We start from the raw sequence: 22,312 nt of genomic DNA, 5'->3' as shown, positions 1-22,312 counted from the left end.
CGGTGCTGCGGGTGACCGATCACCCCGTTGCCGACCGGTACGTCGCCGCGATCGATCAGGGCACCACCTCCTCCCGGTGCATCGTCTTCGACGCGGACGGCGGCATCGTCGCCGTGGCTCAGCGCGAACACCGGCAGATCTTTCCCCGCCCCGGCTGGGTCGAACACGACGCCGAGGAGATCTGGACAAACGTCGAGCAGGTCGTCCGGGACGCCCTCGCCGGCGCGTCGATCGACGCCGACCGGCTGGCCGCGATCGGCATCACCAACCAGCGGGAGACCACGGTCGTCTGGGACCGGGCGACCGGCCGGCCGGTGCACCACGCCATCGTCTGGCAGGACACCCGGACCGGTCCGCTGCTGCGCCGCCTCGACGCCGAGTACGGCGAACAGCGTTTCCGGGACCGCACCGGGCTGCCGTTGGCGACGTACTTCGCCGGGCCGAAACTGCGCTGGCTGCTGGAGAACGTCGACGGGCTGCGGGACCCGGCCGAGCGGGGCGAGGTCCTGTTCGGCACCATGGACAGCTGGCTGATCTGGAAACTCACCGGTCGGCACGTCACCGACGTGACCAACGCCAGCCGGACCCTGCTGATGAACCTGCGCACCCTGGACTGGGATCCGGAACTGCTCGACGCGCTCGGTATCCCGGCACCGATGCTGCCGGAGATCCGCTCCTCGTCGGAGGTGTACGGCACCGCCACCGGCGCGCTCGCCGGGGTGCCGGTGGCCAGCGCCCTCGGCGACCAGCAGGCCGCGCTGTTCGGGCAGACCTGCTTCCACCCCGGCGAGGCCAAGTGCACGTACGGCACCGGCAGTTTCCTGCTGCTCAACACCGGGGAGAGTCCGGTGACGTCCCGGCACGGGCTGCTGACCACGGTCGGCTACCGGATCGGGGACGAGCCGGCCACGTACGCCCTGGAGGGGGCGATCGCGGTGACCGGGTCGCTGGTGCAGTGGCTCCGGGACAACCTCGGGCTGATCTCCAGCGCGCCGGAGGTCGAGGAACTGGCCCGGACCGTCGAGGACAACGGCGGCTGTTACGTCGTACCGGCGTTCTCCGGGCTCTTCGCGCCGCACTGGCGCAGCGACGCCCGTGGGGTGATCGCCGGCCTGACCGGGTACGTCACGAAGGGGCACCTGGCCCGGGCGGTGCTGGAGGCGAGCGCCTGGCAGACCCGTGAGGTGGTCGACGCGATGAACGCCGACTCTGACGTGGCGCTGCGCCGGCTCCGGGTCGACGGCGGGATGACCGCGAACGGGCTGCTGATGCAGTTCCTCGCCGACGTGCTCGACGTACCGGTGGTCCGGCCGGCGGTCAGCGAGACGACCTGCCTCGGCGCGGCGTACGCGGCCGGTCTGGCGGTCGGTTTCTGGCCGGACCTGGAGACGCTGCGTACGCAGTGGCGCGCCGACGCGCAGTGGGACCCGGCGATGGACCCGGCACACCGCGACCGCGAGCTGCGCAACTGGCGCAAGGCGGTGGCCCGCACCCTGGACTGGGTAGAGGAGGAGTGACCGCCGACGTGGAGGTCGGACCGCCGGCCGAGGAGATCTCCCGGATCGCCGCCGCGCTCGACAGCACCGTGCTGGCGGCCCGCACCCTGGCCGGCGGCTACTCGCATCAGACCTGTCTGCTCACCCTGGCCGACGGTGCCGTCGTGGCCCGGTTCGGCGGCGCGGACCCGGCCGTCGAGGCGGCGGTGATGGACGCCGCGCGTCGGCACGTTCCGGTGCCGGAGGTGCTGCTCGTGCTGCCGGCCGGTGCCGGGGAGCAGAGCCGTCCGGCGATGGTCATCGAGTACGTGGCCGGCACACCGCTGAGTGAGGTGCTCGCCTCGGACGGGTTCGGTTCGGCGGCCATGGCCGAACTCGGTGCCGAGGTGGGACGGGTCGTCGCCGGTATCGGTGCGGTGACGTACGACCGCCCCGGCTTCTTCGCCGACGACCGGCTCACCGTCCGGGAGGAACAGCCGTGGTCGGCGCAGCTGCCGGAGGTCGCCGCCGCCTGCATGGCCAACATTCCCGACGTACGGCTGGACCCGGCCACCCGGGCCGGTTGGCTCGACCTCTGCCGGGCGTACGCCCCGGCGCTGGTCGCTGTCGACGGGTGGAGCCGACTGGTGCACGCCGACGTGAATCCGAAGAACATCCTGGTCAGCCGGACCGGTGGCGGGTGGCGGGTGGACGCCGTACTGGACTGGGAGTTCGCCTACTCCGGTTGTCCGTACGGCGACGCGGCGAACATGGTCCGGTTCGGTGCCGACGACCCCGCCCGCTACGTCGTCGGGTTCCGGCGCGGCTTCGCCGAGCACCAGCCGGACGACCTGCCGCTTGTCGAACAGTGGGCCCGGCTGGGCCGGATCCTGGACATGTTCGCGCTCAGCGACCTCGTCACCCGCCCGTTCGGGAACCCGGTCGCGGACCGGGCGGCGGAGGTCATCCGCGACTGGGTGGCGGACGGCGTACCCCGGTCCTGACCGCTGCCGGTGTCGCGCGAGCGGCGTCGAGTGCGGCGACCCGGCGTGCCCCTGCGGTACGCCGGTAGCTGGCGTCCAGCAGCTCGGCGACCTCGTCCCAGTCCGGGTCGTCGGTCAGGTCCACACCGACCCAGCCGGCAACGCCCAGGTACATCGGCAGGTAGCCGTGTTCCTCGGTGAGCAGCGCCGCCCGTTCGTCGGGGTCGACCAGGACAACCAGCGACTGGTCGTGCCGCTGGTGGCCGCCGTCGACCTTCTCCGAACCCCCGTAGTAGGCGAAGACCTTGGTGGTGAAGAAGGCCGGGCGGCCGTGGGAGACCTTCTCGGCCGCGTCCGGGAAGGTCAGTGCGATCGCCCGCAGCCGGTGCAGGTACGGGTCCGCCTCGTCGAACATGATCGGGTGTCCCATGGCGGAAGCTAAGCACACGACCGCCTTCTTGCGATGCCGTGCTCCTGATCGACTACGGCGTAGGGTATCGACGTGGACAGCGCCGAGCGGTGGAACTGCGCCTACTGCTGGAGGTCGGTGAACCCGGCGGAATCCGGGGAAGGCTTGTTCGTCGACGTCCACAACGGTGGGACCGAGGGCCAGACCATGGCAGCGCACCGGACGTGCTTCGTGGAGCATCTGAACCGGAAGATGACCCTGGGACCGCTCCTCGAGGATCCGGACCCCCACGAGTCTCAGCTACCGCCATCCGGCCGGGTCTGAAACCAGAGCACCGTCGTTGCGGCGAAGACCAGCAGTACGAAGAACGCGCAGGGACACAGCAGGATCCAGGCCGTTCCTTCCATGGCACGCAGCCTAGGTTCGTCGCAGAGATCCCGGGACGGAGCCGGTCGGCACCGCCGGCAGGTTCAGTGCGAACTGCCAACGGCGTCCCTTTGGGTGCCTGCGACAAAGGCCGCCCACGGTCCGGCGGCGAACACCAGGACCGGGCCGTCGGGGTCCTTGGAGTCGCGTACCGCCACCGCGCTCGGCAACTCCGCCACCTCCACACAGTTGGCGTCCGAGCCGCTACGGCTCGACTTGCGCCACACCAGGTCAGCGAGAACCTGCCTAACCATCCTGCCCTCACACCCGCTCATGCTCGTCAGCGACTCTCGCGATGAACTCGATCGATTCTGCCGGAGAGAGCGCCAGCCCCGCCAGGGCTTCCGCCGTCCGCCGGAAGGTGGCCACGTCCGCCGGTTCTTCCAGGAACAGGGATGCAAGCTTGTGCTCCAGGTGGACCACCGACTTGTGCCGAGGGAAGTCGATAATGCTGAAACCCCCGTCGAGCCCGGTATGTCCGCCGACAGCCAGCGGTACAACCTGGATCTTCAGACGCGGACGTCTTGCCATCTCCAGCAGGTGGCGCAGTTGCCGGGCCATCACCGCCGGACCGCCGAGCGCCCGGCGCAGTACGCCCTCGTCGAGGACAGCGTGGATCTCAGGAGATTCGTCGCGGGTCAAGACGGCCTGCCGACCAAGCCGAGCGGCGACCCGGAACTGGGCGTCAGGATCCGGCACACCACACGCTTTCATCAGCGCTCGCGTGTAGTCGGCCGTCTGAAGGAGCCCGGGAACGAGCAGCGGTTCGAAGCCGAAGATGGCGCTCGCCTCCGTCTCGAACGAGGACAGTCGGGAAAGGGGCACCTTCTTGTCCGCCCCTTCCACTAGCCTGACGCGCCGTGAGTCTCTTCGACAAATTCAGCGGCTGGCAGTCGAAGTTCTTCCTCTGGGTCGGACTTCCGGTCATCGCCGCCATCGGCTTCGCCTTCGGCCTTTCCGACCTGGTCCCGTCCTGGCAGGCGAATGCCGGCGGCGGTACCGAGGGCACCTTCACCGCCGTCCGCGAGGACTGCGGCCGGCGCAGCTGCACCTGGTACGGCAACTGGGTCGCCGCCGAGGGCGGCGAGCAGCGCACCGACGTCATCCTCTACGACGACCCCGACGGGATGACCGCCGGACAGCAGGTGGCGGCCCGGGACACCGGTGCCCGCAACGGCGTCTTCTCCAACGAGGGCGGCTACACCTGGCTGCTCGTCACCGCGTTCGTGGTGGGTGGCGTGGCGGCTGCGGTGTTCTGGATCCTCGCCCTGGCCCGGGCGATCCGCCGCCGACGTACTCCCGTTCCCGCCGCCGCCTGACCCCCGACCCGCCCACCGGTTGGCCGCCTCGACGTCGAGGCGGCCAACCCGTCCTGACCGGCCATCCCGGCCCGCCACCAGGTCATCGCTGCCCGGTCACCGCCGTCGGTTCCGCCGGCCGCGGCCTGACGCGTACGCCGGTCAGTCAGCCGAAGTTCACCGGGGCCTGCAGCCGGACGGCGGCGTTGACCCGGTTGAACATGTTGCTGACCGCGATCCAGAGCACCAGCGCGGCAAGCTCCTTATCGTTGTAGTGCTTGGCCGCGTCCGCCCAGATCTCGTCGGAGACCGCCTCCGGCCGGTCGGCGATCCGGGTGACCGCCTCGGTGAGCGCCAGGGCCGCGCGTTCGGCGTCGGTGAAGTACGGCGTCTCCCGCCAGGCCGCCACGGCGAACAGCCGATCGTCAGTCTCGCCGCTCTGCCTGGCCTTGCGCGCGCCCATGTCCAGGCAGACGCTGCAGCCGTTGATCTGGCTGGCCCGCATGTGCACCAGCTCCAGGGTCGGCGCCGGAACCCCGGCAGAGTGGGTCGTCTTGTAGATGGTGTTGATCGCCGGCAGGACCTCCGGGAGCAGGGTCGCCGGGTTGTCGAGACGTGCCTGCATGGGTCTCTCCTTGCCACTCTCCACCGGTGTGGTGTCACATCGGTGTGGTCTGGTCCGTCGGCATGTCGACGGACCCCGACCGACCGATGTGACACATGTGGCGGAAGCCACAAAACGACACAGAACATGCGAGGAGCGGACCGTGAGCGGGAACGACGTACTGGTCGAGCACTTCGAACGGAACCGGCCCCGACTGCGGGCGGTGGCGTACCGGATGCTCGGCTCGCTCACCGAGGCCGACGACGCGGTCCAGGAAACCTGGCTCCGGCTCAACCGGACCGACGCGGACGCGGTCGACAACCTCGACGCCTGGCTGACCACGGTCGTCGGCCGGATCTGCCTCGACATGCTGCGGTCCCGTACCTCCCGCCGGGAGGAGTCGATCCACGACCGGCCGGTCGAGCCGGCCACCAGCGGCGGACCGACCGACCCGGAACAGGAGGCGCTGCTCGCCGACGCGGTCGGGCTGGCCCTGCTCGTCGTCCTGGAGACCCTGACCCCCGCCGAACGGCTCGCGTTTGTCCTGCACGACATGTTCGCCGTCTCGTTCGACGAGATCGCGCCGATCGTCGGCCGGACTCCGACGGCCGCCCGCCAGCTCGCCAGCCGGGCCCGACGTCGGGTACGGGCCGACGCGGCGACCCCGGACACCGACCTGTCCCGACAGCGGGAGATCGTCGAGGCGTTCCTGGCCGCCGCCCGGGCCGGGGAGTTCGCCGCCCTGCTGACCCTGCTCGACCCCGACGTCGTGGTCCGCGCCGACGAGGCGGCGGCCCGACTCGGCGCGGGTGCCGAGGTACGGGGCGCCGAGCGGGTCGCCGCCCTCGTCAACGGCGGGGCCAAGGCCGCGGTTCCCGCGTACGTCGACGGGGCCGCCGGGGTGGTGGTCCGGACGCCGTCCGGCAAGCTCTTCCTGGCGCTCAGCTTCACGATCGTCGGCGGGCGGATCGCCGCGATCGACGTGGTCGCCGACCCCGACGAGCTCCAGAACCTCGACCTGGAGATCTTCGACTCCTGACTCCGGCCCGACGCGCCCGCCCGCCCGATCGACCGCGCCGCGCCGGGCCGGGCCGGCGGGAACGGGCCCTTCCGGTGCTGAAGCGACCGGAAGGGCCCGTTCCTTTCACCTCAGGTGGTGCAGAGGATGCCGAGGTCGTCGACCCAGGCGGCCAGTGTCGTGCCGTTGACCCCGATCAGCGAGACCCGGACCAGGACGTCCGTCGGGCCGTGGTTCCACGACGTCGAGATGAAGGTGTACGGAGCGCTGCCGCTGAGCACCACCGTCTTCAACGCCACGTACGTGAAGCTGTTCGGCTCGATGATCTCGAAGTTGATCTGCTGGTTGGCCAGCACGGGGTTAACCCAGATGCCGGCCGTGCAGCTGGTGGTCGGCGGCAGGAACACCCGCCGGCCGACCGACGAGAAGCCGGCGCTACGCATCGAGATGAACCCGTCCTGTGCCCCGGTACGGGCCTGGAGGGTGCTGATCCCACCGGTGCCGTCACCCACGTGGGTGAAGCTCCAGTTCGCCGCCTGCGCTCCCTCGAAGCTGTCCTGGACGGTGATGATCGCGGCGCTGGCCGGCGCCGCCGTTCCGACGAGCAGGGCCGTGGTCAGTCCGAGCAGGACGGCCAGGGCGCGTACCCCGCCGACCGATGTACGGATGAACCGCATTTCTGATCACCTCGTGATCTTTCCGCTGGTGGGAGCACCTGTCGGCTCCCGATGAATCGATGTCTAGTCGCCGACTCGTTGTCCGGCTTCGGGGCGCCGGACCGGACAATCAACCCCGGACAAACCGACGTACGGATGGATGTGTGCCGTGCCGCGACCCGAGGGTGAACTGGGGCCGGGCAGCCCCGCGCTGATGGAGTTCGCGGCCGGGCTGCGGCTGCTCCGGGAGAAGGCCGGCCATCCGGGCTACCGGGAGCTGGCCCGGCGGGCGCACTTCTCGGCGACGACGCTCTCCGAGGCCGCCGGCGGGCGCCGGTTGCCGACCCTCGCCGTCACCCTGGCGTACGTCAACGCCTGCGGCGGGGACCCGGACGAGTGGGCGGAACGGTGGCGGCAGCTCGCCCGTACCGAGACCGGCGGCGGACGGTCCGGGCCACTCCCGACGACCGAGGACGACCCGCCGTACCAGGGCCTGCTGGCGTACGGGCCGGAGCGCGCGGAGTGGTTCTTCGGCCGGGAGGACGTGGTCGCCGACCTGCGCCGACGGCTGACCGACCGCCGGTTCGTGGCGCTGTTCGGCGCCTCCGGCAGCGGCAAGTCCTCGGTGCTCCGGGCCGGACTGGTACCGGCGGTGACGGCCGGCGACCCGGCGCCGACGGTGCTGGTGTTGACGCCAGGGGCGGACCCGCTCGGCGAGCTGGCCGTGCAGCTCGGCCGGCTGCTCCGGATCCCGGCCGGTACGCTCCGCGCCGACCTGGCCGCCGCCCCGTCCCGGCTGCACCTGACCGTCCGCCAGGTCCTCGCCGACACGCCGCCGGAGTCCGAGTTGTGGCTGGTCGTCGACCAGTTCGAGGAAATCTTCACGCTCTGCCGGGAACCCGCCGACCGGGCCGGTTTCGTGGCCGCCCTGCTCGCCGCGGTGACCGCCCCCCAGAGCCGGCTGCGGGTGGTGCTCGGGGTCCGCGCCGACTTCTACGGCCACTGCGCCGAACTGCCGGCACTCGTCGGCGCGCTGGCCGACGCCCAGGTGCTGATCGGACCGATGACCGCCGGCCAGCTCCGGGACGCCGTGGTCCGGCCGGCCGAACGGGCCGGGGCGATGGTCGAGGGCGCGCTGGTCTCCACGATCGTCGCCCAGGTCGCCGGTCGGGTCGGCGCGCTGCCGGTCGCCTCGCACGTGCTGCTGGAGACATGGCGGCGGCGTCGGGGCAACGCGGTGACCCTGGCCGGTTACCAGGCGGCCGGTGGGGTGGACGGCGCCGTCGCGCAGACCGCCGAACAGGTCTGGCAGGAATTCTCCGTCGCGCAGCGCCGGGTGGCCCGGCACCTGCTGCTCCGACTGGTGGAGATCGGCACCGGCGACGAACCGGCCGCGGCACACCGGGTGGACCGCACCGAGCTGCCCACCGCGCGCCGGGTGGACCGCTCCGAACTGGACGAGACCGACCCGCTGACGCTCGGCGTGCGGGAACGGTTGGCGGCGGCCCGGCTGGTCACCGTGGACGACCGGTCGGTCCGGCTGGCCCACGAGGCACTGCTCGACGCCTGGCCCCGACTGCGCCGATGGCTGGAGGAGGACCTCGACGGCGTACGGGTGCACCGGCGGTTGACCCAGGCCGCCGCGTCGTGGCGGTCCCTCGACCACGATCCGGACGGCCTGTACCGGGGATTGGCGCTGTCCCGGGCCCGGTCCTGGGCACAGACGCACCCGGAGAGCCTGACCGGCCCGGAACGGGAGTTCCTCGACGCCAGCCGGGCGGCCGAGGACGGTGCGCTACGCCGGCGACGTAACCGGCGCCGGTTGTTCGGCGGTGCGCTGGCCGGGGTAGTCACGGTGGTGACCGTCCTGGCCGGGGTCGCGGTCGTGCAGGCGGGACGGGCCCGGGGTCAGCGGGATCTCGCCGTACACCGGCAGCTGGTCGCCGGGGCGCGGGCGCAACTGCCGCGCGATCCGCAACTGGCGTTCATGCTGGCCCGGATGGCGTACGACCTGCGCCCGGACGGCGAGGCCGAGACGGCGCTGCGGCAGGCGACCCTGCACTGGCGTGGCCTCGACACCCGACGGCTCCTCGACCCGGGGCAGGTCCCGGGCACCCGGGTCAAGAACGCCGCGCTGACCCCGGACGGCCGGTACGTCGCCGCCGCCGCACCGGACGGCAGGGTGTGGCGGTGGGACGGCACCGACCCGTCCGGACCGTCGGTGCCGCTGCCGGATCCCGGGCGGGACATGCACGCGGTGGCGATCAGTCCGGACGGCCGGTGGGTGGCCAGCGGACACCGGGACCCGGCGGTACGGCTCTGGGACACCGCCGACCTCGACGCCGGCCCGGTCCTGCTGCCCGGTCACCACGGCACGGTCCTCGACGTCCGGTTCAGCCCGGACGGCCGGTCGCTGGCGACCGGGGACGGCGACGGTGCGGTCCGGATCTGGGACGTCTCCCGGCGCCCTCGGGCCCGGGTCCTGCCGCAGGCCGGCAGTGGGGCGGTGTACTCGCTGGCCTGGTCACCGCAGGGGCGCCAGCTGGCCGCCGCCACCGTCGCCGCGCCGGCCCGGGTCTGGGACCTGACCAGGTCGGACCGGGCGCCGACCGAGCTCGCCGACTCCACCGGCAGCGCGGACGGGCTGCTGTTCAGCCCGGACGGCCGGCGGGTCGCGGCCACCGACAACGTCGCCGGGGAGGGCGGCAGCCTGCGGATCTGGGAGGTGGGCGGCGGCGACCGACCGCTGCTGCTCGGTCGGCTCCGGGGAGTGCTGCCGGCCGTCTTCAGCCCGGACGGACGTCGGTTGGTCACCAAGAACAGCTACGGCGTGATCGGGATCTGGGACACCGCCGGAACGAACGACCCGCTGACGCTGCGCGGGCACGCCGGCGCGGTCTGCGCGCTCACCCTGACCGCGGACGATCGGCTGGTCAGCGTCGGTGAGGACGGCACGGTCCGCGGCTGGGACGTCGGCGGGGCGTACGACCCGGCGGTGGTCCGCCCGCACCCGGGTCTGGTGCACGTCGCCCGGTTCAGCCCGGACGGCCGGTACCTGGCCACCGCCGGCATCCACGACGGTACGGTCCGGGTCCGGCCCGCTCCCGGCACGACCCCGGCTCCCCCGGATCACGGATCCGCCGATCTGGTCCTGGCCGGACACACCGGGATGACCATGGATGTCGCCTTCGCTCCGGACGGGACACGTCTGGCCACCCTCGACGCCGCCGGTGTGCTGCGGATGTGGGACCGGCCGACCGGACGGCTCCGGTACGCCGTCCCGGCCGGCCCGGCGACCCGGATCACCGTCGACCCGACCGGTCGTCGGCTGCTGACCAGCGGCTCCGGCGGTGTCACCCTGTGGGGCGGCGTCGACGGCCCGCGTCCGGAGCCGGTACGGCTGGCGGAGGTCGGCACCGCGGTCGCGTTCCACCCGGACGGCGGCCGGCTGGCGATCGGCGGCCCCGACGGCGGTGTACGACTGCACGACGTCCCCGACGGTCCGGCCGACGTACCGCCGCCGGGCGGCGCCGTCGTGACGCTGACCGGCGGTACCGAACCGGTCAGTTCGGTGTCGTTCAGCCCGGACGGTGGCCGGGTCGCGGCGCTGGCCCGGGACAGCACCGTCCGGGTCTGGCCGGTGGGCGGCGGGGCCCCGAGTGTTGTCCTCGCCGCGGTCGGGCAGGGTTACGCCACCACCCGGCTGACGTACACCCCGGACGGTCGGCACCTGGCGTTGCTCGGCGGGGAGGAACTCACCGGCGTGCAGCTCTGGCCCGCCGTCGGCGGCACCACACCGGTGACCCTGCGTGTCCTCGGGCCGGGCCCGCTGGGTTTCACCTTCGCCCCGGACGGGGTGGTCGGCACCGTCCACTCCGACGGAACGGTACGGGTCTGGCACTGCGACGTCTGCGGGCCGGTCGACCGGCTCCTCGCCACCGCCGCCACCCGGGCGACCCGCCCGTTCGCCGACGACGAGCGGCGTACCTTCCTCCTCGGCTCAGGGACCCCGGAGCCTGGTTCCGGGAACTAGGCTTGCCGGGTGATCTTTCCTCACTCCGCGACCGGGCGGGACGTCACGTCGACCGGCACTGTCCGATCCGGAATGCTGATCCTGGCGGCGGCGATCGTCGGCTGGGCGTACACGCTGGCGGTGCTCACCCCGGCGATGCCGGTGGTGGCCCGGACCGCGCCGATGCCGGGCGGGGACGGGGAGATCTTCCTCTGGGTCGCCGAACTGCGCTGGACGGCGATCCTGCTCGCGGCGCTCGGCCTGCTCACCGTGCTCGCCGGCCGGCGTGGTGCGGCGCTCGGGCCGGTGCTGCTGACCGTACTGCTGCTCGGGGTCGACAGTGTGCTGGAGCGGTCCGGCGCCGCCGGTGGCAGCGGCCTGGCGCTGGCCCTGTTCTCGGGCGCGCTCGCGGCCGCCGCCGCCGGCTGGCTGGGCGGGCGTCTCGGCCCGGGAACCGAACTTCCCGTGGTCCGTCGTCGGCTCGCCGTGGTCGCGATCGTCGCGGCCGGCTGTGCACCGCTGCCACTGGCCCAGGGCACCCCGGCGGTCAACCACCCCTTCCTGCCGGTGGGCCTGTCGGTGCTGACCGCCGTGCTGCCGGTGCTGCTCACCGCGTTGGCGGCGGTCGCCGTGGTCGCCGCCCGGCCCCGCCGGATCCCGCTGGTGGCGGTCCTCGGGGTGGCGGCACCGCCGGCCCTGGCCCTGGCCGGTCTCGGCCTCGCCACCGGGCGGGGACTCGACCAGTCGCTGACGAGCCGGGCCACCCTGGTCGCCGTACCGCTGGCCGTGCTGGTCGTCGCCCTGCTCCGGCGGCATCCCGTCGGCCGGCCCGTCCGCACCGGGGCGCTCTGGACGACCCTCACCCTGGTCAGCGCGGTGGCCAGTCCGGTGCTGGTCATCGGCGGGGCGTTCCTCTCCATGATCACCTCGTCCATCCTGTTCGAGATCGCCGGTCGGTACTATCCGGCCGACGGCGTCTCCGTGCTCCCCGGCGCGGTCCTGCTCGCCCTCGCCGTCGGTCTGCCGCTCGCAGCCCAGCTCGTCGATGCCGCCGCCCCGGACCACCCGGGCCCGGCGACCGACGCCGGCCCACGCCCGGCACCGCCACCCGCCGTGGCCTGAACCGCCGGGACGCCGGCCCTCGTCACGCCGTCGTGCCCCTCCAGGGCCCCACCGGGGCCACGCCGGGCCCCGGCGTCGACACGTCGCTTCGTCGATGACAGTTCGCCGGGCGGTCACGGTGTCGTGGCCTGGACGGTGGAGACCTCCGCGACCGTGAGCCCATGCGGATCGCGATCGTCACGGAGTCGTTCCCGCCGGACGTGAACGGAGTGGCCCACTCGGTCGTACGGGTGGCGGAGCACCTGGTACGTCGTGGCCACCAACCGATGGTGATCGCTCCGCAGCCGGCCTCGGCCGGGCCCCGGGAACGCGCCGACCACCGGGCCCGGGACGCGGCGCTGCCGTACCTGGTGCTGCGGGTGCCGTCGGTGCCGACGCCCGGCTACCCGCAGTTCCGGCTCGGCCTGCCCGGCCGGGAACTGCCCACCGCGCTGCGCGCGCACGGCACCGACGTCGTGCACCTGGCCAGCCCGTTCGTGCTCGGTGCCCGGGGTGTGGCGGTGGCCCGGGCGCTCGGCCTGCCGTCGGTCGCCGTCTACCAGACCGACGTGGCGGCGTACGCCCGCGCGTACCGGGTCCGGGTCACCGAGGCAGCCGCCTGGCGGTGGCTGCGGTACGTGCACAACGCGGCGAACCGCACCCTCGTCCCGTCCACCGCCACCGCGACCGCCCTGCACGAGCACGGGATCCACCGGATCCGGCTGTGGCAGCGGGGCGTGGACAGCGTCCGGTTCCACCCGCACCGGCGCAGTACGGCGTTGCGGCACGCCCTGGCCCCGGACGGCGAGATCCTGGTCGGCTACGTGGGCCGGTTGGCGCCGGAGAAGCGGGTGGAGCTGCTGGCCGGGGCGAGCGAGTTGCCCGGGGTCCGGGTGGTGGTGGTCGGCGACGGTCCGGCCGCCCCGGCGCTGCGGCGGGACCTGCCGAACGCGCTCTTCCTCGGCCCCCGGCACGGCCTGCAGTTGGCCCGGATCTACGCCAGCCTCGACGTCTTCGCGCACACCGGCCCGTACGAGACCTTCGGCCAGACGGTGCAGGAGGCGATGGCGAGTGGGCTGCCCGTGGTGGCCCCGGCCGCCGGTGGGCCGCTGGACCTGGTCGAGCCGGGGCGCACCGGCACCCTGGTGCCGCCGGACGATCCGGAGGCGTTCACCACGGCGATCGCCGAGCTGGTCGCCGACCCGGGGCGCCGGGCGGCGTACGGCCGGGCCGGGCGGGACGCGGTCGGTGGCCGTACCTGGTCGGCGATCGGTGACGAGCTGATCGACCACTACCTGGCGGTACGGTCCGAGGAGACCGGAATCGACCGCACCGGTACGGCCGGCACCGGCGGCACCCGCCCCGGCCGCCTCTTCCGGCCCCGGCAGGCCGCTGCGTGACGCCACCGACCGGCCACCGCCTGACCACCTCGGCAGGCCGCCCCGAGACAACCCCGACCGGCCACCGCCTGACGGCCCCGAGCGGCCACCACGTGACGCCTCCGATGGATCGCCTCGACCACGGTCACCGGTTGTGCGGTCGGGCCGGATCGGCGGGCGCCGGGCGGATCGTCCGGTTGGCAAACTTCGTCACCGAACGTTCGGGTGGGCTGCGTACCGCGCTGCGGCAGCTCGGGGCCGGATACGCTGCCGCCGGTCACGAGCCGGTCCTGGTGGTGCCCGGTCGACACGACGGCGACGAGCTGACCGGACAGGGTCGGGTGATCACCCTGGCCAGCCCGCCCGTGCCCGGGATGGGCGGCTACCGGGTGCTGCTCGACCGGCGACGGCTCGTCCGGCTGTTGCGGGAACTCCGGCCGGACCGACTGGAGATCTCCGACCGGACGACCCTGCGCTGGGTTGGACGGTGGGCCCGTGAGCAGGGCATTCCGACCGTGATGGTGTCGCACGAGAGCCTGGCCGGGCTGCTGCGGCTGTCGACCCGGAGTTGGTCCGGCGCCGACCGGCTGGCCGACCGGCTCAACGCCCGTACCGTCGCCGGCCATGACCGGATCGTCTGCACGACCGGCTGGGCGGCGGCCGAGTTCCGCCGGATCGGCGCGCCCGACCTGCACCAGGTGCCGCTCGGGGTCGACCTCGACCATTTCCGCCCGGACCGGTACGACCCGGAACTGCGGGCCGCCCACGCCGGCACCGACGACCTGGTTCTGCTGCACTGCGGCCGGTTGTCGCCGGAGAAGCGCCCCGAGCGGTCCCTCGCCGCGCTGGCCGAGTTGCGCGCCCGGGGCGTACCGGCGGTCCTGCTGGTGGTCGGGGACGGGCCGCACCGGGACCGGTTGCGGGCCACCGCCGCGCGCGACAAGCTGCCGGTCCGGTTCCTCCGGTACGTCGCCGACCGTGACCTGCTCGCGCGGCTGCTCGCCACCGCGGACGTGGTGGTCGCGCCCGGGCCGGTGGAGACCTTCGGCCTGGCCGCCCTGGAGGCGTTGGCCAGCGGTACGCCGGTGGTGGCGAGCGCGGAGAGCGCGTTACCGGAGGTCCTCGGCGGCGCCGGGCTCGCCGCGACCGGCGGCGGGCCGGGCTACGCGGACGCGGTGCTGGCCCTGGCCGCCCGCCCGGTGTCCGAACGCCGGACGGCCGCCCGGCAGCAGGCGGAACGCTATCCGTGGTCGGCGGCGGTGGCGGGTTTCCTGGCCGCCCACGACCTGCCGGCTGTGCCGGTCACCAGCGGCGACCGGTGATCCGTTCATAGACCTCGATGTAGCGGTCCCGGGTCGCCTCGACGATCTCGGGCGGCATCTCCGGGGCCGGGCCGGTCTTGTCCCAGCCGGTGCCGACCGCCCAGTCCCGGACGAACTGCTTGCTGAGCGCGTACTGCGAACGGCCGGGCTGGTAGTTCTCCGCCCACCAGAAGCGTGACGAGTCGGAGGTGAGGACCTCGTCGCCGAGGGTCAGGGTGCCGTCCGGCGCCCAGCCGAGTTCGAGTTTCGTGTCGGCGATCAGGACACCCCGTTCGGCGGCCAGTTCGGCGCCCCGACAGTAGACGTCCAGGGTGATGGAGCGGAGCCGCTCGGCGGTCTCGGCGCCGACCTTGGCCGCGACGTCGTCGAAGGTGATCGACTCGTCGTGTTCGCCCTGCGCCGCCTTGGTCGTCGGCGTGAAGATCGGCTCGGGCAGGATCGAGGACTCGACCAGTCCGGGCGGGAGCGGGACACCGCAGACCGCGCCGGTCCGCTGGTAGTCGGCGAGTCCCGAACCGGTCAGGTAGCCGCGCGCGATGCACTCGACCGGCACCATCTCCAGCCGGCGCACCCGGATCGCCCGGCCGGCGAACTCCTCGGGCACGTCGGTCGCCGAGATGACGTGGTTCGGCACCAGGTCGGCGAGCTGCTCGAACCACCACAGGGAGAGCGCGGTGAGCAGCTTGCCCTTGTCCGGGATCGGGGTCGGCAGCGCGATGTCGTAGACCGACACCCGGTCGGAGGCGACCAGGATCAGGTCGGCGCCGTCGGCGTACACGTCCCTGACCTTGCCTGAATGCAGCAGTTCCACGCGCCCAAGTACATCACGGGATCCGGCCGGGCCCGGAACACCCCCGAACCGCCCGACGGCTCCGGTTTCGGGTAGTGGATCGGCGATCCCGGCCGGATGACCGTTGACACCCGGTGAGGCCGACTGTGTAAATGATCCGGTTGCCGTCGCAGATGACCGGTGTCGTCAGGAGCTGTCGTGCCTCTCCCCCTCCCCACCCCGACCGGCCGGACCCGGCGTCGGCTCGGCGCCGCGCTGCTCGCCGCGGTGATCGTCCTCAGCGGCTGCACCAGCCCGAAGGCCGCGCCCGGACCGGAGCGGATCGAGCTCTCCGTCTTCTGGTGGGGTGGCGACCAGCGGGCCGCGCTGACCAAGCAGGCCCTGGAGATCTACAGCCAGCGGTACCCGCACGTACGGTTCACCTTCACCTGGCAGGGCAACGCCGGCTACTACGACCGGCTCTCCACCGAGGCCGCCGCCGGCAACGCACCCGACATCTTCCAGATCGACGACAACTACCTGACCGAGTACGCCCAGCGAGACATTCTCCTGGACATGACCGAGTACGTCCGGGCCGATGTGCTGGATCTCCGTAAGTTTCCGAGCGGTCTCGCCCAGTCCAGCCAGATCGGCGGCCGGACCGTCGCCGCGGCGGGGGCGGAGAACACCCCGGGCCTGATCTACAACAAAAGCCTGTTGCAACGGCTCAACCTGCCGGAACCGCGGATCGGGATGTCCTATCCGGAGTACCTGGCCTGGGCCGAACAGGTGACGGTGGCCAGCGGCGGCAAGGTGGCCGGCACCATGGACCCGTCCGCCGACTACAAGGCGCTGTGGATGTGGCTGCGGTCGCGGCAGAAGGAACTCTACGAGGGCCGCCAGGTCGGTTTCACCGAGAACGACCTCACCGAGTGGTTCGAGTTGTGGCAGGGCGCCCGGCGCAGTGGCGCCACCCCGCCCGCCACGGTGATCCAGCCGGCGAACAGCGGCGACGTGACCAAGCAACTGGTCGCCACCGGCCGGGCGGCGGCCTCGTTCGTCTGGTCCAACCAGTTGCCGGAACTGCAGAAGCTGACCCAGGACAAACTCGGTGTGGTCAGCTATCCGGGGAAGCCGGATGCCCAGTGGGCCCGGGCCGCGATCTACTGGGCCGGCTTCCGGGGCACCCGCCACCCGGAGACCGTGGTGCACGTCATCGACTTCCTGGTCAATGACGTCACCGCCGGCGGCATCCTCGGCACCGAGCGCGGTCTGAGCGCCAACCTCGACGTCCGCAGGGTGGTGCAGGAGTCGCTGACCGACGAGAGCATGAAACTGACGGCCGACTTCGAGGCCGAGATGGCCGACCGGTTCGGGGCGGCTCCGGTGCCCCCACCGAAGGGACACTCCACGGTCAAGACGCTGCTGGTCCAGGCGGCGGAGAGCGTCCAGTTCGGGCGGGCGACTCCCCGGGAGGCCGCCGCCGCCTTCATCAGTCAGGCCAACGCCGCTCTGACCAGCTGACCGCCGGCGGCCTGGCCTCCGGCGCCGCCGGCCCCACCCATCGGTCGCGACCCGGCGGTCAGTCGCGACCCGATCGGCGGTTGCGCAGCACGACAAGCAGTGCCACCACGATCAACCCGACCACGACCAGGCAGCACACCAGGCCGAAGAGGCCGAAACCGCCCCGGGAACGACGACGCGCCGCCTCCAGGACCAGTTCGCCCGGTCCGGTCGAGGCCCAGGCCACCGCCGGTACGAGCACCGTCAACGCCGCGGCGCCGAGCACCGTGGTCAGCCGGACCCACCATCTCCTGAAAATCTCCATACCCCCATCCTCGGTGCTGGAAGCAAGTCCCGCTGGCGACGCGGCCTGGTATGCCGGCAGAACCTCCGTTCGGCGCGCCGAACCGGCGGGGCGAGCCATCAGGAAGTGATCAACACCGATACGCCGAACAGTCTGTGGGGCGAATCATAAGACACTTCTATAAGCATGTGATGTAAAACGGTGCGGTGACGGAACGAACTCCGGGACCCGGCGGCGCCGACGTCGACCCGCTCCGTACGGTCGGCAGCTTCGACCGCCTGCTGCGGCTGCTGCGCCGGCTCACCACCCCGGACGGCCTGAGTCTCACCGCCGCGTCGACGCTGTACCTGCTGGACGAGGCCGGCGCGCAGCGGATCTCCGACCTGGCGGTCGCCGAGGGGGTGACCCAGCCCGGGATGACGCAGCTGATCAGCCGGCTGGAACGGGACGGCCTGGCGCACCGACGCGGCGACCCCACCGACCGCCGGGTGGTGGCGGTGGAGATCACCGATGCCGGCCGAGAACTCGTGGCCCACCGACGTCGAGCCCGGGCCGACCGGCTGGCCGACCTGCTCGCCGACGTCACCGCCGAGGAGCGGGCGGCGATCGTCACGACCCTCGGAGTACTGGACCGACTCGCCGGGCCGCCCCGGGCCCCGGTCGACTCCGGATCCCCCGGCAACCACCACACCTCGGCCGGGCACGGGCCGACGGCCGGGGGCAACCCCTCGGTCACACCAGGAAGCGGAACACGATGACATCAACCACCGACACCGGATCCGGCGGCGGCAGCGGTCGCCCGGACGGGCGGGTACGGGGCGCGCTGAGCGGCGGGGCGGACCACCCGGGCTACAAGTGGATCGCCCTCACCAACACCACCCTGGGCATGCTGCTCGCCACGATCAACTCCTCGATCGTGCTGATCTCACTCCCGGCGATCTTCAACGGCATCCACCTCAACCCGCTGGAGCCCGGCAACGTCAGCTACCTGCTCTGGATGCTGATGGGCTACATGCTGGTCACCGCGGTCCTGGTGGTCACCCTCGGCCGGCTCGGCGACATGTACGGCCGGGTACGCATCTACAACGCCGGCTTCGCCCTCTTCACCGTCACCTCGGTGGTCCTCTCCCTCGACCCGTTCGACGGGGGCGGGGGCGCGCTGTGGCTGATCGGCTGGCGGGTGCTCCAGGCCGTCGGCGGCGCGATGCTGATGGCGAACTCGGCGGCGATCCTCACCGACGTCTTCCCCGCGAAGCAGCGGGGTACCGCCCTCGGCATCAACATCGTCGCCGGCATCGCCGGCTCGTTCATCGGTCTGGTGCTCGGCGGTCTGCTCGCCGAGTGGAACTGGCGTTCGATCTTCTGGGTGAACGTGCCGATCGGACTGCTCGGCACCGTCTGGGCGTACCGGTCACTGCGGGAGAACCGGGTCCGGGTCCGGGCCCGGATCGACTGGTGGGGCAACCTCACCTTCGCGATCGGACTCACCGTGCTGCTCGCCGGTATCACGTACGGCATCCAGCCGTACGGCGGACACACCATGGGCTGGACCAATCCGTGGGTGCTGGCCGGGCTGATCGGCGGGGTCGCGATCCTCGCGCTGTTCTGCCTGGTCGAGAGCCGGGTGGCCGAGCCGATGTTCCCGTTGCGGCTGTTCCGGATCTCCGCCTTCGCCAGCGGCAACGCGGCCAGCCTGCTCGGCTCGATCGCCCGGGGTGGCCTGCAGTTCATGCTGATCATCTGGCTGCAGGGGATCTGGCTGCCGCTGCACGGCTACAACTACGAGCAGACCCCGCTCTGGGCCGGCATCTACCTGCTGCCGCTCACCATCGGTTTCCTCGCCGCCGGCCCGCTGGCCGGGGCGCTCTCCGACCGGTTCGGCGCCCGGATCTTCGCCGCCGGTGGCCTGCTGGTGATGGCGGCCTCCTTCGCCGGCCTGCTACTCATCCCGAGCGACTTCAACTACTGGGTCTTCGCCGTACTGGTCTTCCTGAACGGTCTCGGTGGCGGCCTCTTCGCCGCGCCGAACACCGCGATGATCATGTCGAGTGTGCCGGCCCGGCTCCGGGGTGCCGCCTCCGGCATGCGGGCGACCTTCCAGAACGCCGGCATGGTCCTCTCGATCGGTGTCTTCTTCTCGCTGATGGTGGCCGGGCTGGCCGGCTCGCTGCCGGGCACCCTGGAGTCCGGGCTGACCGCACAGGGCGTACCGGAGAGCACCGCGCACTCCATCGCCGGACTGCCGCCGGTCGGTACGCTCTTCGCCGCCTTCCTCGGCTACAACCCGATCGAACAGTTGCTCGGCCCAGAACTGCTCGGCACGCTGCCCGAATCGAGCGCGCACACGCTGGTCGGTCGGGAGTTCTTCCCCAACCTGATCTCCGTACCGTTTCACCACGGGTTGACCGTGGTGTTCTGGCTCGCCATCGCGATGGCGGTGGTCGGGGCGATCGCCTCACTGTTGACCACGAAGGCACCGGCGGCTGAACCGCCCACCGACCTCCCGCGCCGACCCAAGGCCGATTGACCCGACCGGCCACACGTCCACCGGACACCGGCCAGCGGGCTCAGCCGGGTACGCCCCACTGGCTGACGAGTTCGGCGAGCCGGTCCCAGGCCGGCGACGTCACGCTGGCCGAGGTCCCGACCAGCCGGGCGGCGGTCGGGTCCGGAAGCTGTTCGTCCTCGATCCCACCGTCGCGGTTGGCCATCCAGCGCCGCATCCGGTCTGCCAGCACGGGCAGGCGCGGATCCTCGGGAGCCCAGTCGAACGCCGCGTCGTACTCCAGGTAGATCCCGACACACTCCGGGTCGTCGATCGAGTCGCGCTTGCCGGCAAAGAGCGGGGCCGCCTCCTCCGGCGAGACCGAGTACAACAGGATCCAGGTGTCCCGCTCCATCCGTACCAGTCGCTCGCTCACGCCGAGCACCCGCAGTCGGTCGAGGAAGTCGGCCACCTCGGGCGGGACGAACAGCCGGTCGCCGCCGCTGAGTCGGGCGATCCGCTCGCGGGTACGGATCAACTCCTCAACCCGTTCCCGCAGGGTGCGGTCGATCTCGGCGACCGCCGCGGCGAACCGGTCCGGGTCGGCCACGAGCAGTTCCCTGACCCTGGCGAGCGGCACACCGGCTTCGGCCAGCGTCTTGATTTTGACCAGCTCGATGGCGTGGTCGGCACCGTAGCTCCGGTAGCCCGACGAGCCACGCGGTGGTTCCTTGAGCAGTCCGCGCTCGTGGTAGTGGCGGACCGCCTTGATCGTCACGCCCGCGTACCCGGCGAGCTGGCCAATGGTGATCATTTTCGTCGGTCTCCCCTCGACCAGCCCGGAAGCGAAACGTACCGCCTGTCACCCGGGTAGCGGGCTAGCGCACGGCTGTCCGGACCCGGGTGAAGAGGCGGCCGCCGAAGTCCACCCCGACGACCCCGCCGGTCGCGTCGCGGGTGAAGAAGCCGCGTTGCCCGGTCAGCCCGCCCTCGGTGATGAGGTACTCGTCGCCATCGCCCGGGAGCAGGCCCGTCGCGGCCGGCGGGTAGTCCGGGGGCGCCTCGCCCGCCAGTCCCGCGCGGATCTCCGGCTTGATCCCGACCTCGAGCGTCAGCCCCGCCCCGTCGGTCGCGATGACCAGCGCCATCGCGTCGTTCTCGTAGCGTCCCGCGATCTCGGCGGCGCGCCCCGCGTCGTACGGAACCGGCTCCGGGTCCCGGTCGACCACCCCGAGGTAGTGCGCGAGCGCCCAGCGCACCACGGCCTGGTTGAACGGAGTACCGTCCGGACCGGCGTTGGCGAACGAGACGACCGCGAAGTCACGCCCAGGAACGGTGAGCAGTTCGGCGAACTGGCCGTCCGACGACCCAACATGCCCGGCAGTACGGACGCCGTCCACGTCGCGCAGGAACCAGGCGATGCCGAGGGCCTGGCCGGCGCTGCTGCCCCGCAGCGCCACCGTCGGCTCCGTCATGCTCCGCAGCAGTTCGGCGGGGAGGACCCGCTCGCCGCCTTCGGCGCGTCCGTCGCCCAGGTGGAACCGGGCCCACCGCAGCTGGTCACGCACCGAGGACGCCAGACCCGAGCCGGGGTTGTTGCCGCGTCCACCCGGCCGCCACGGCCGCGCGATGGAGAGCCTGCCGTCCTCGCCACGGTTGTGCCCCACGGCGAACCGCCGGGTCATCACGTCGAGGGGGGCGAAGAGGCTGTGCGACAGCCCCAGCGGCTCGGTGAGCAGCGAGGCGACGGCTTGCTCATACGTCAGGCCCGTGACCTTCTCCACGATCCGGCCGGCCAGGTTGTAGCCGGCCTGACTGTACGAGACGCGGGTGCCGGGCGGCGCGATCAGCTTCAGGTCGGCCAGCCGCGCCACGTAGCCGGCCAGTGCGTCGTTCCCCTCCCCGGGCTCCACGATGACCGACCAGTCCAGTCCCGACGTGTGGTTGAGCAGTTGCAACACGGTGACCTCCGCCGCGGCCCGCTCGTCGGCGAGCGCCAGCTCGGGGACGTACCTCCGCACCGGCGCGTGCAGGTCGACCCGCCCTTGGGCGACGAGGCACATCAGCGCGCTCGCCGTGTAGGTCTTCGTGACCGAGCCCAGCGCGAACAGCGTGTCCGGGTCGACCGCGACGGGGTTCTCGACGCTCGTCACGCCGTGGCACGCGTAGACCTCCCGGCTCTCCACCCAAACTCCGACGGCCGCGCCCGGGATGCCGAACCTCGTGGCGGTCGCCGCGACGAATTCGGAGAGCGTGTCGTGTGACATTCGGTTTCCTTCCGTCCTCTGCGCGCCGGGTGCCGAGCCGGCCACGACCTCCCCGTGCCGGCTCGCTCCGTGTTTCCGCGCGTTCCTGCCACGAATGCTCGGACCCTGCCCCAGGGGCAAGGTCAAGCCTGGTGGGACATCTCCTGTACGGAATCACCTCGGGCGCCCGGCAGAGACGGCACGTTGATCGGTGCGAACCGGGTGCCGTCGGCGTGACCGCCGGCCAGGGGGTCGCCACGGCGGGAATGTGCGGGCCGCGTCGATCGGTACGGGATCGGGCCGTGGTCCACCCGAACGGTGC

At 72.3% G+C, this 22,312-nt stretch carries 20 protein-coding genes; 11 read left to right on the top strand and 9 right to left on the bottom strand.

Annotation, left to right across the window (positions count from 1 at the left end):
* The first annotated feature begins 11 nt into the window (after nucleotides 1-11).
* Nucleotides 12-1,517: a glycerol kinase GlpK gene (gene glpK / locus ABGB05_RS12635; RefSeq protein WP_347653446.1), complete on the top strand. Its 1,506-nt coding sequence runs from the start codon at nucleotides 12-14 to the stop codon at nucleotides 1,515-1,517.
* Nucleotides 1,514-2,479 (top strand): phosphotransferase, encoded by a 966-nt coding sequence (locus tag ABGB05_RS12630; protein WP_347653445.1) that lies wholly within the window; start codon nucleotides 1,514-1,516, stop codon nucleotides 2,477-2,479. The genes glpK and ABGB05_RS12630 overlap by 4 nt, the downstream gene beginning before the upstream one ends.
* On the opposite strand, the gene ABGB05_RS12625 is transcribed toward ABGB05_RS12630, so the two are convergent.
* From ABGB05_RS12625 to ABGB05_RS12615, 3 genes are all read right to left on the bottom strand, one after another.
* Nucleotides 2,439-2,888 carry an MmcQ/YjbR family DNA-binding protein gene (locus tag ABGB05_RS12625; protein WP_347653444.1) on the bottom strand — a complete coding sequence of 150 codons (450 nt, stop codon included), beginning with the start codon at nucleotides 2,886-2,888 and terminating at the stop codon, nucleotides 2,439-2,441. The genes ABGB05_RS12630 and ABGB05_RS12625 overlap by 41 nt on opposite strands.
* 449 nt (nucleotides 2,889-3,337) lie before the next feature.
* Entirely contained in the window at nucleotides 3,338-3,547 is a 210-nt protein-coding gene (locus ABGB05_RS12620; protein WP_347653443.1) for a DUF397 domain-containing protein, read from the bottom strand.
* A 7-nt stretch (nucleotides 3,548-3,554) separates the two neighbouring features.
* The gene (locus tag ABGB05_RS12615) at nucleotides 3,555-4,139 is read right to left on the bottom strand and encodes a DUF5753 domain-containing protein (RefSeq protein ID WP_347653442.1); all 585 of its coding nucleotides are present in this window, start codon (nucleotides 4,137-4,139) and stop codon (nucleotides 3,555-3,557) included.
* 14 nt (nucleotides 4,140-4,153) lie between these two features.
* On the opposite strand from ABGB05_RS12615, the gene ABGB05_RS12610 reads away from it, so the two are divergent.
* On the top strand, nucleotides 4,154-4,612 hold the full coding sequence (locus tag ABGB05_RS12610; protein WP_347653441.1) for a hypothetical protein: 459 nt from the start codon (nucleotides 4,154-4,156) through the stop codon (nucleotides 4,610-4,612).
* Nucleotides 4,613-4,757: 145 nt separating this feature from the next.
* Here the strand turns inward: ABGB05_RS12610 and ABGB05_RS12605 are convergent, their stop codons facing one another.
* On the bottom strand, nucleotides 4,758-5,216 hold the full coding sequence (locus ABGB05_RS12605; RefSeq protein ID WP_347653440.1) for a carboxymuconolactone decarboxylase family protein: 459 nt from the start codon (nucleotides 5,214-5,216) through the stop codon (nucleotides 4,758-4,760).
* A gap of 142 nt (nucleotides 5,217-5,358) precedes the next feature.
* Here ABGB05_RS12605 and ABGB05_RS12600 point away from each other — a divergent pair, with 142 nt between their 5' ends.
* A complete protein-coding gene (locus ABGB05_RS12600) occupies nucleotides 5,359-6,234 on the top strand; it encodes a sigma-70 family RNA polymerase sigma factor (protein ID WP_347653439.1) in 876 nt (291 codons plus the stop codon).
* A gap of 110 nt (nucleotides 6,235-6,344) precedes the next feature.
* Here ABGB05_RS12600 and ABGB05_RS12595 read toward each other — a convergent pair whose 3' ends face one another.
* Nucleotides 6,345-6,890: a hypothetical protein gene (locus tag ABGB05_RS12595; protein WP_347653438.1), complete on the bottom strand. Its 546-nt coding sequence runs from the start codon at nucleotides 6,888-6,890 to the stop codon at nucleotides 6,345-6,347.
* Nucleotides 6,891-7,038: 148 nt separating this feature from the next.
* Here ABGB05_RS12595 and ABGB05_RS12590 point away from each other — a divergent pair, with 148 nt between their 5' ends.
* The 4 genes from ABGB05_RS12590 to ABGB05_RS12575 all read left to right on the top strand — a co-directional run bounded on the left by ABGB05_RS12590 (nucleotide 7,039) and on the right by ABGB05_RS12575 (nucleotide 14,683).
* Nucleotides 7,039-10,902, top strand: coding sequence for a hypothetical protein (locus ABGB05_RS12590; protein WP_347653437.1), 3,864 nt, complete (start codon nucleotides 7,039-7,041; stop codon nucleotides 10,900-10,902).
* Between the two features lie 9 nt (nucleotides 10,903-10,911).
* Complete coding sequence (locus ABGB05_RS12585) at nucleotides 10,912-12,003, top strand: hypothetical protein (RefSeq protein WP_347653436.1); 1,092 nt, start codon at nucleotides 10,912-10,914, stop codon at nucleotides 12,001-12,003.
* A gap of 161 nt (nucleotides 12,004-12,164) precedes the next feature.
* Entirely contained in the window at nucleotides 12,165-13,382 is a 1,218-nt protein-coding gene (locus tag ABGB05_RS12580) for a glycosyltransferase family 1 protein (protein WP_347653435.1), read from the top strand.
* A 104-nt stretch (nucleotides 13,383-13,486) separates the two neighbouring features.
* Complete coding sequence (locus ABGB05_RS12575) at nucleotides 13,487-14,683, top strand: glycosyltransferase (RefSeq protein ID WP_347653434.1); 1,197 nt, start codon at nucleotides 13,487-13,489, stop codon at nucleotides 14,681-14,683.
* On the opposite strand, the gene ABGB05_RS12570 is transcribed toward ABGB05_RS12575, so the two are convergent.
* Nucleotides 14,664-15,494 carry a phosphoribosylaminoimidazolesuccinocarboxamide synthase gene (locus ABGB05_RS12570; protein ID WP_347653433.1) on the bottom strand — a complete coding sequence of 277 codons (831 nt, stop codon included), beginning with the start codon at nucleotides 15,492-15,494 and terminating at the stop codon, nucleotides 14,664-14,666. The two genes, ABGB05_RS12575 and ABGB05_RS12570, sit on opposite strands and share 20 nt — an antisense overlap.
* A gap of 177 nt (nucleotides 15,495-15,671) precedes the next feature.
* On the opposite strand from ABGB05_RS12570, the gene ABGB05_RS12565 reads away from it, so the two are divergent.
* Nucleotides 15,672-16,976: an ABC transporter substrate-binding protein gene (locus ABGB05_RS12565; protein WP_347653432.1), complete on the top strand. Its 1,305-nt coding sequence runs from the start codon at nucleotides 15,672-15,674 to the stop codon at nucleotides 16,974-16,976.
* A 58-nt stretch (nucleotides 16,977-17,034) separates the two neighbouring features.
* Here ABGB05_RS12565 and ABGB05_RS12560 read toward each other — a convergent pair whose 3' ends face one another.
* Nucleotides 17,035-17,280, bottom strand: coding sequence for a hypothetical protein (locus tag ABGB05_RS12560; protein ID WP_347653431.1), 246 nt, complete (start codon nucleotides 17,278-17,280; stop codon nucleotides 17,035-17,037).
* A 185-nt stretch (nucleotides 17,281-17,465) separates the two neighbouring features.
* Between ABGB05_RS12560 and ABGB05_RS12555 the strand changes: the two genes are divergently transcribed.
* Both ABGB05_RS12555 and ABGB05_RS12550 read left to right on the top strand, forming a co-directional pair.
* On the top strand, nucleotides 17,466-18,017 hold the full coding sequence (locus ABGB05_RS12555) for a MarR family transcriptional regulator (protein WP_347653430.1): 552 nt from the start codon (nucleotides 17,466-17,468) through the stop codon (nucleotides 18,015-18,017).
* A complete protein-coding gene (locus tag ABGB05_RS12550) occupies nucleotides 18,014-19,786 on the top strand; it encodes an MFS transporter (RefSeq protein WP_347653429.1) in 1,773 nt (590 codons plus the stop codon). Before ABGB05_RS12555 ends, ABGB05_RS12550 begins: the two co-directional genes overlap by 4 nt.
* A 40-nt stretch (nucleotides 19,787-19,826) precedes the next feature.
* On the opposite strand, the gene ABGB05_RS12545 is transcribed toward ABGB05_RS12550, so the two are convergent.
* Both ABGB05_RS12545 and ABGB05_RS12540 read right to left on the bottom strand, forming a co-directional pair.
* On the bottom strand, nucleotides 19,827-20,558 hold the full coding sequence (locus tag ABGB05_RS12545) for a MerR family transcriptional regulator (protein ID WP_347653428.1): 732 nt from the start codon (nucleotides 20,556-20,558) through the stop codon (nucleotides 19,827-19,829).
* Nucleotides 20,559-20,622: 64 nt separating this feature from the next.
* Complete coding sequence (locus ABGB05_RS12540) at nucleotides 20,623-22,011, bottom strand: serine hydrolase domain-containing protein (RefSeq protein ID WP_347653427.1); 1,389 nt, start codon at nucleotides 22,009-22,011, stop codon at nucleotides 20,623-20,625.
* Nucleotides 22,012-22,312: the final 301 nt, after the last annotated feature.

Source organism: Plantactinospora sp. B5E13, assembly GCF_039871775.1.
Lineage (GTDB): Bacteria > Actinomycetota > Actinomycetes > Mycobacteriales > Micromonosporaceae > Plantactinospora.
This window is presented reverse-complemented; position numbering and strand designations above follow the sequence as displayed.

Excerpts from the sequence above, each read along its gene's own strand:
- ABGB05_RS12545 (WP_347653428.1), bottom strand. The coding sequence starts at position 20,558 with ATGATCACCATTGGCCAGCTCGCCGGGTACGCGGGCGTGACGATCAAG.
- ABGB05_RS12595 (WP_347653438.1), bottom strand. The coding sequence starts at position 6,890 with ATGCGGTTCATCCGTACATCGGTCGGCGGGGTACGCGCCCTGGCCGTC.
- ABGB05_RS12625 (WP_347653444.1), bottom strand. The coding sequence starts at position 2,888 with ATGGGACACCCGATCATGTTCGACGAGGCGGACCCGTACCTGCACCGG.
- ABGB05_RS12620 (WP_347653443.1), bottom strand. The coding sequence starts at position 3,547 with ATGGTTAGGCAGGTTCTCGCTGACCTGGTGTGGCGCAAGTCGAGCCGT.
- ABGB05_RS12605 (WP_347653440.1), bottom strand. The coding sequence starts at position 5,216 with ATGCAGGCACGTCTCGACAACCCGGCGACCCTGCTCCCGGAGGTCCTG.
- ABGB05_RS12540 (WP_347653427.1), bottom strand. The coding sequence starts at position 22,011 with ATGTCACACGACACGCTCTCCGAATTCGTCGCGGCGACCGCCACGAGG.
- ABGB05_RS12580 (WP_347653435.1), top strand. The coding sequence starts at position 12,165 with ATGCGGATCGCGATCGTCACGGAGTCGTTCCCGCCGGACGTGAACGGA.
- ABGB05_RS12575 (WP_347653434.1), top strand. The coding sequence starts at position 13,487 with ATGGATCGCCTCGACCACGGTCACCGGTTGTGCGGTCGGGCCGGATCG.
- ABGB05_RS12550 (WP_347653429.1), top strand. The coding sequence starts at position 18,014 with ATGACATCAACCACCGACACCGGATCCGGCGGCGGCAGCGGTCGCCCG.
- ABGB05_RS12560 (WP_347653431.1), bottom strand. The coding sequence starts at position 17,280 with ATGGAGATTTTCAGGAGATGGTGGGTCCGGCTGACCACGGTGCTCGGC.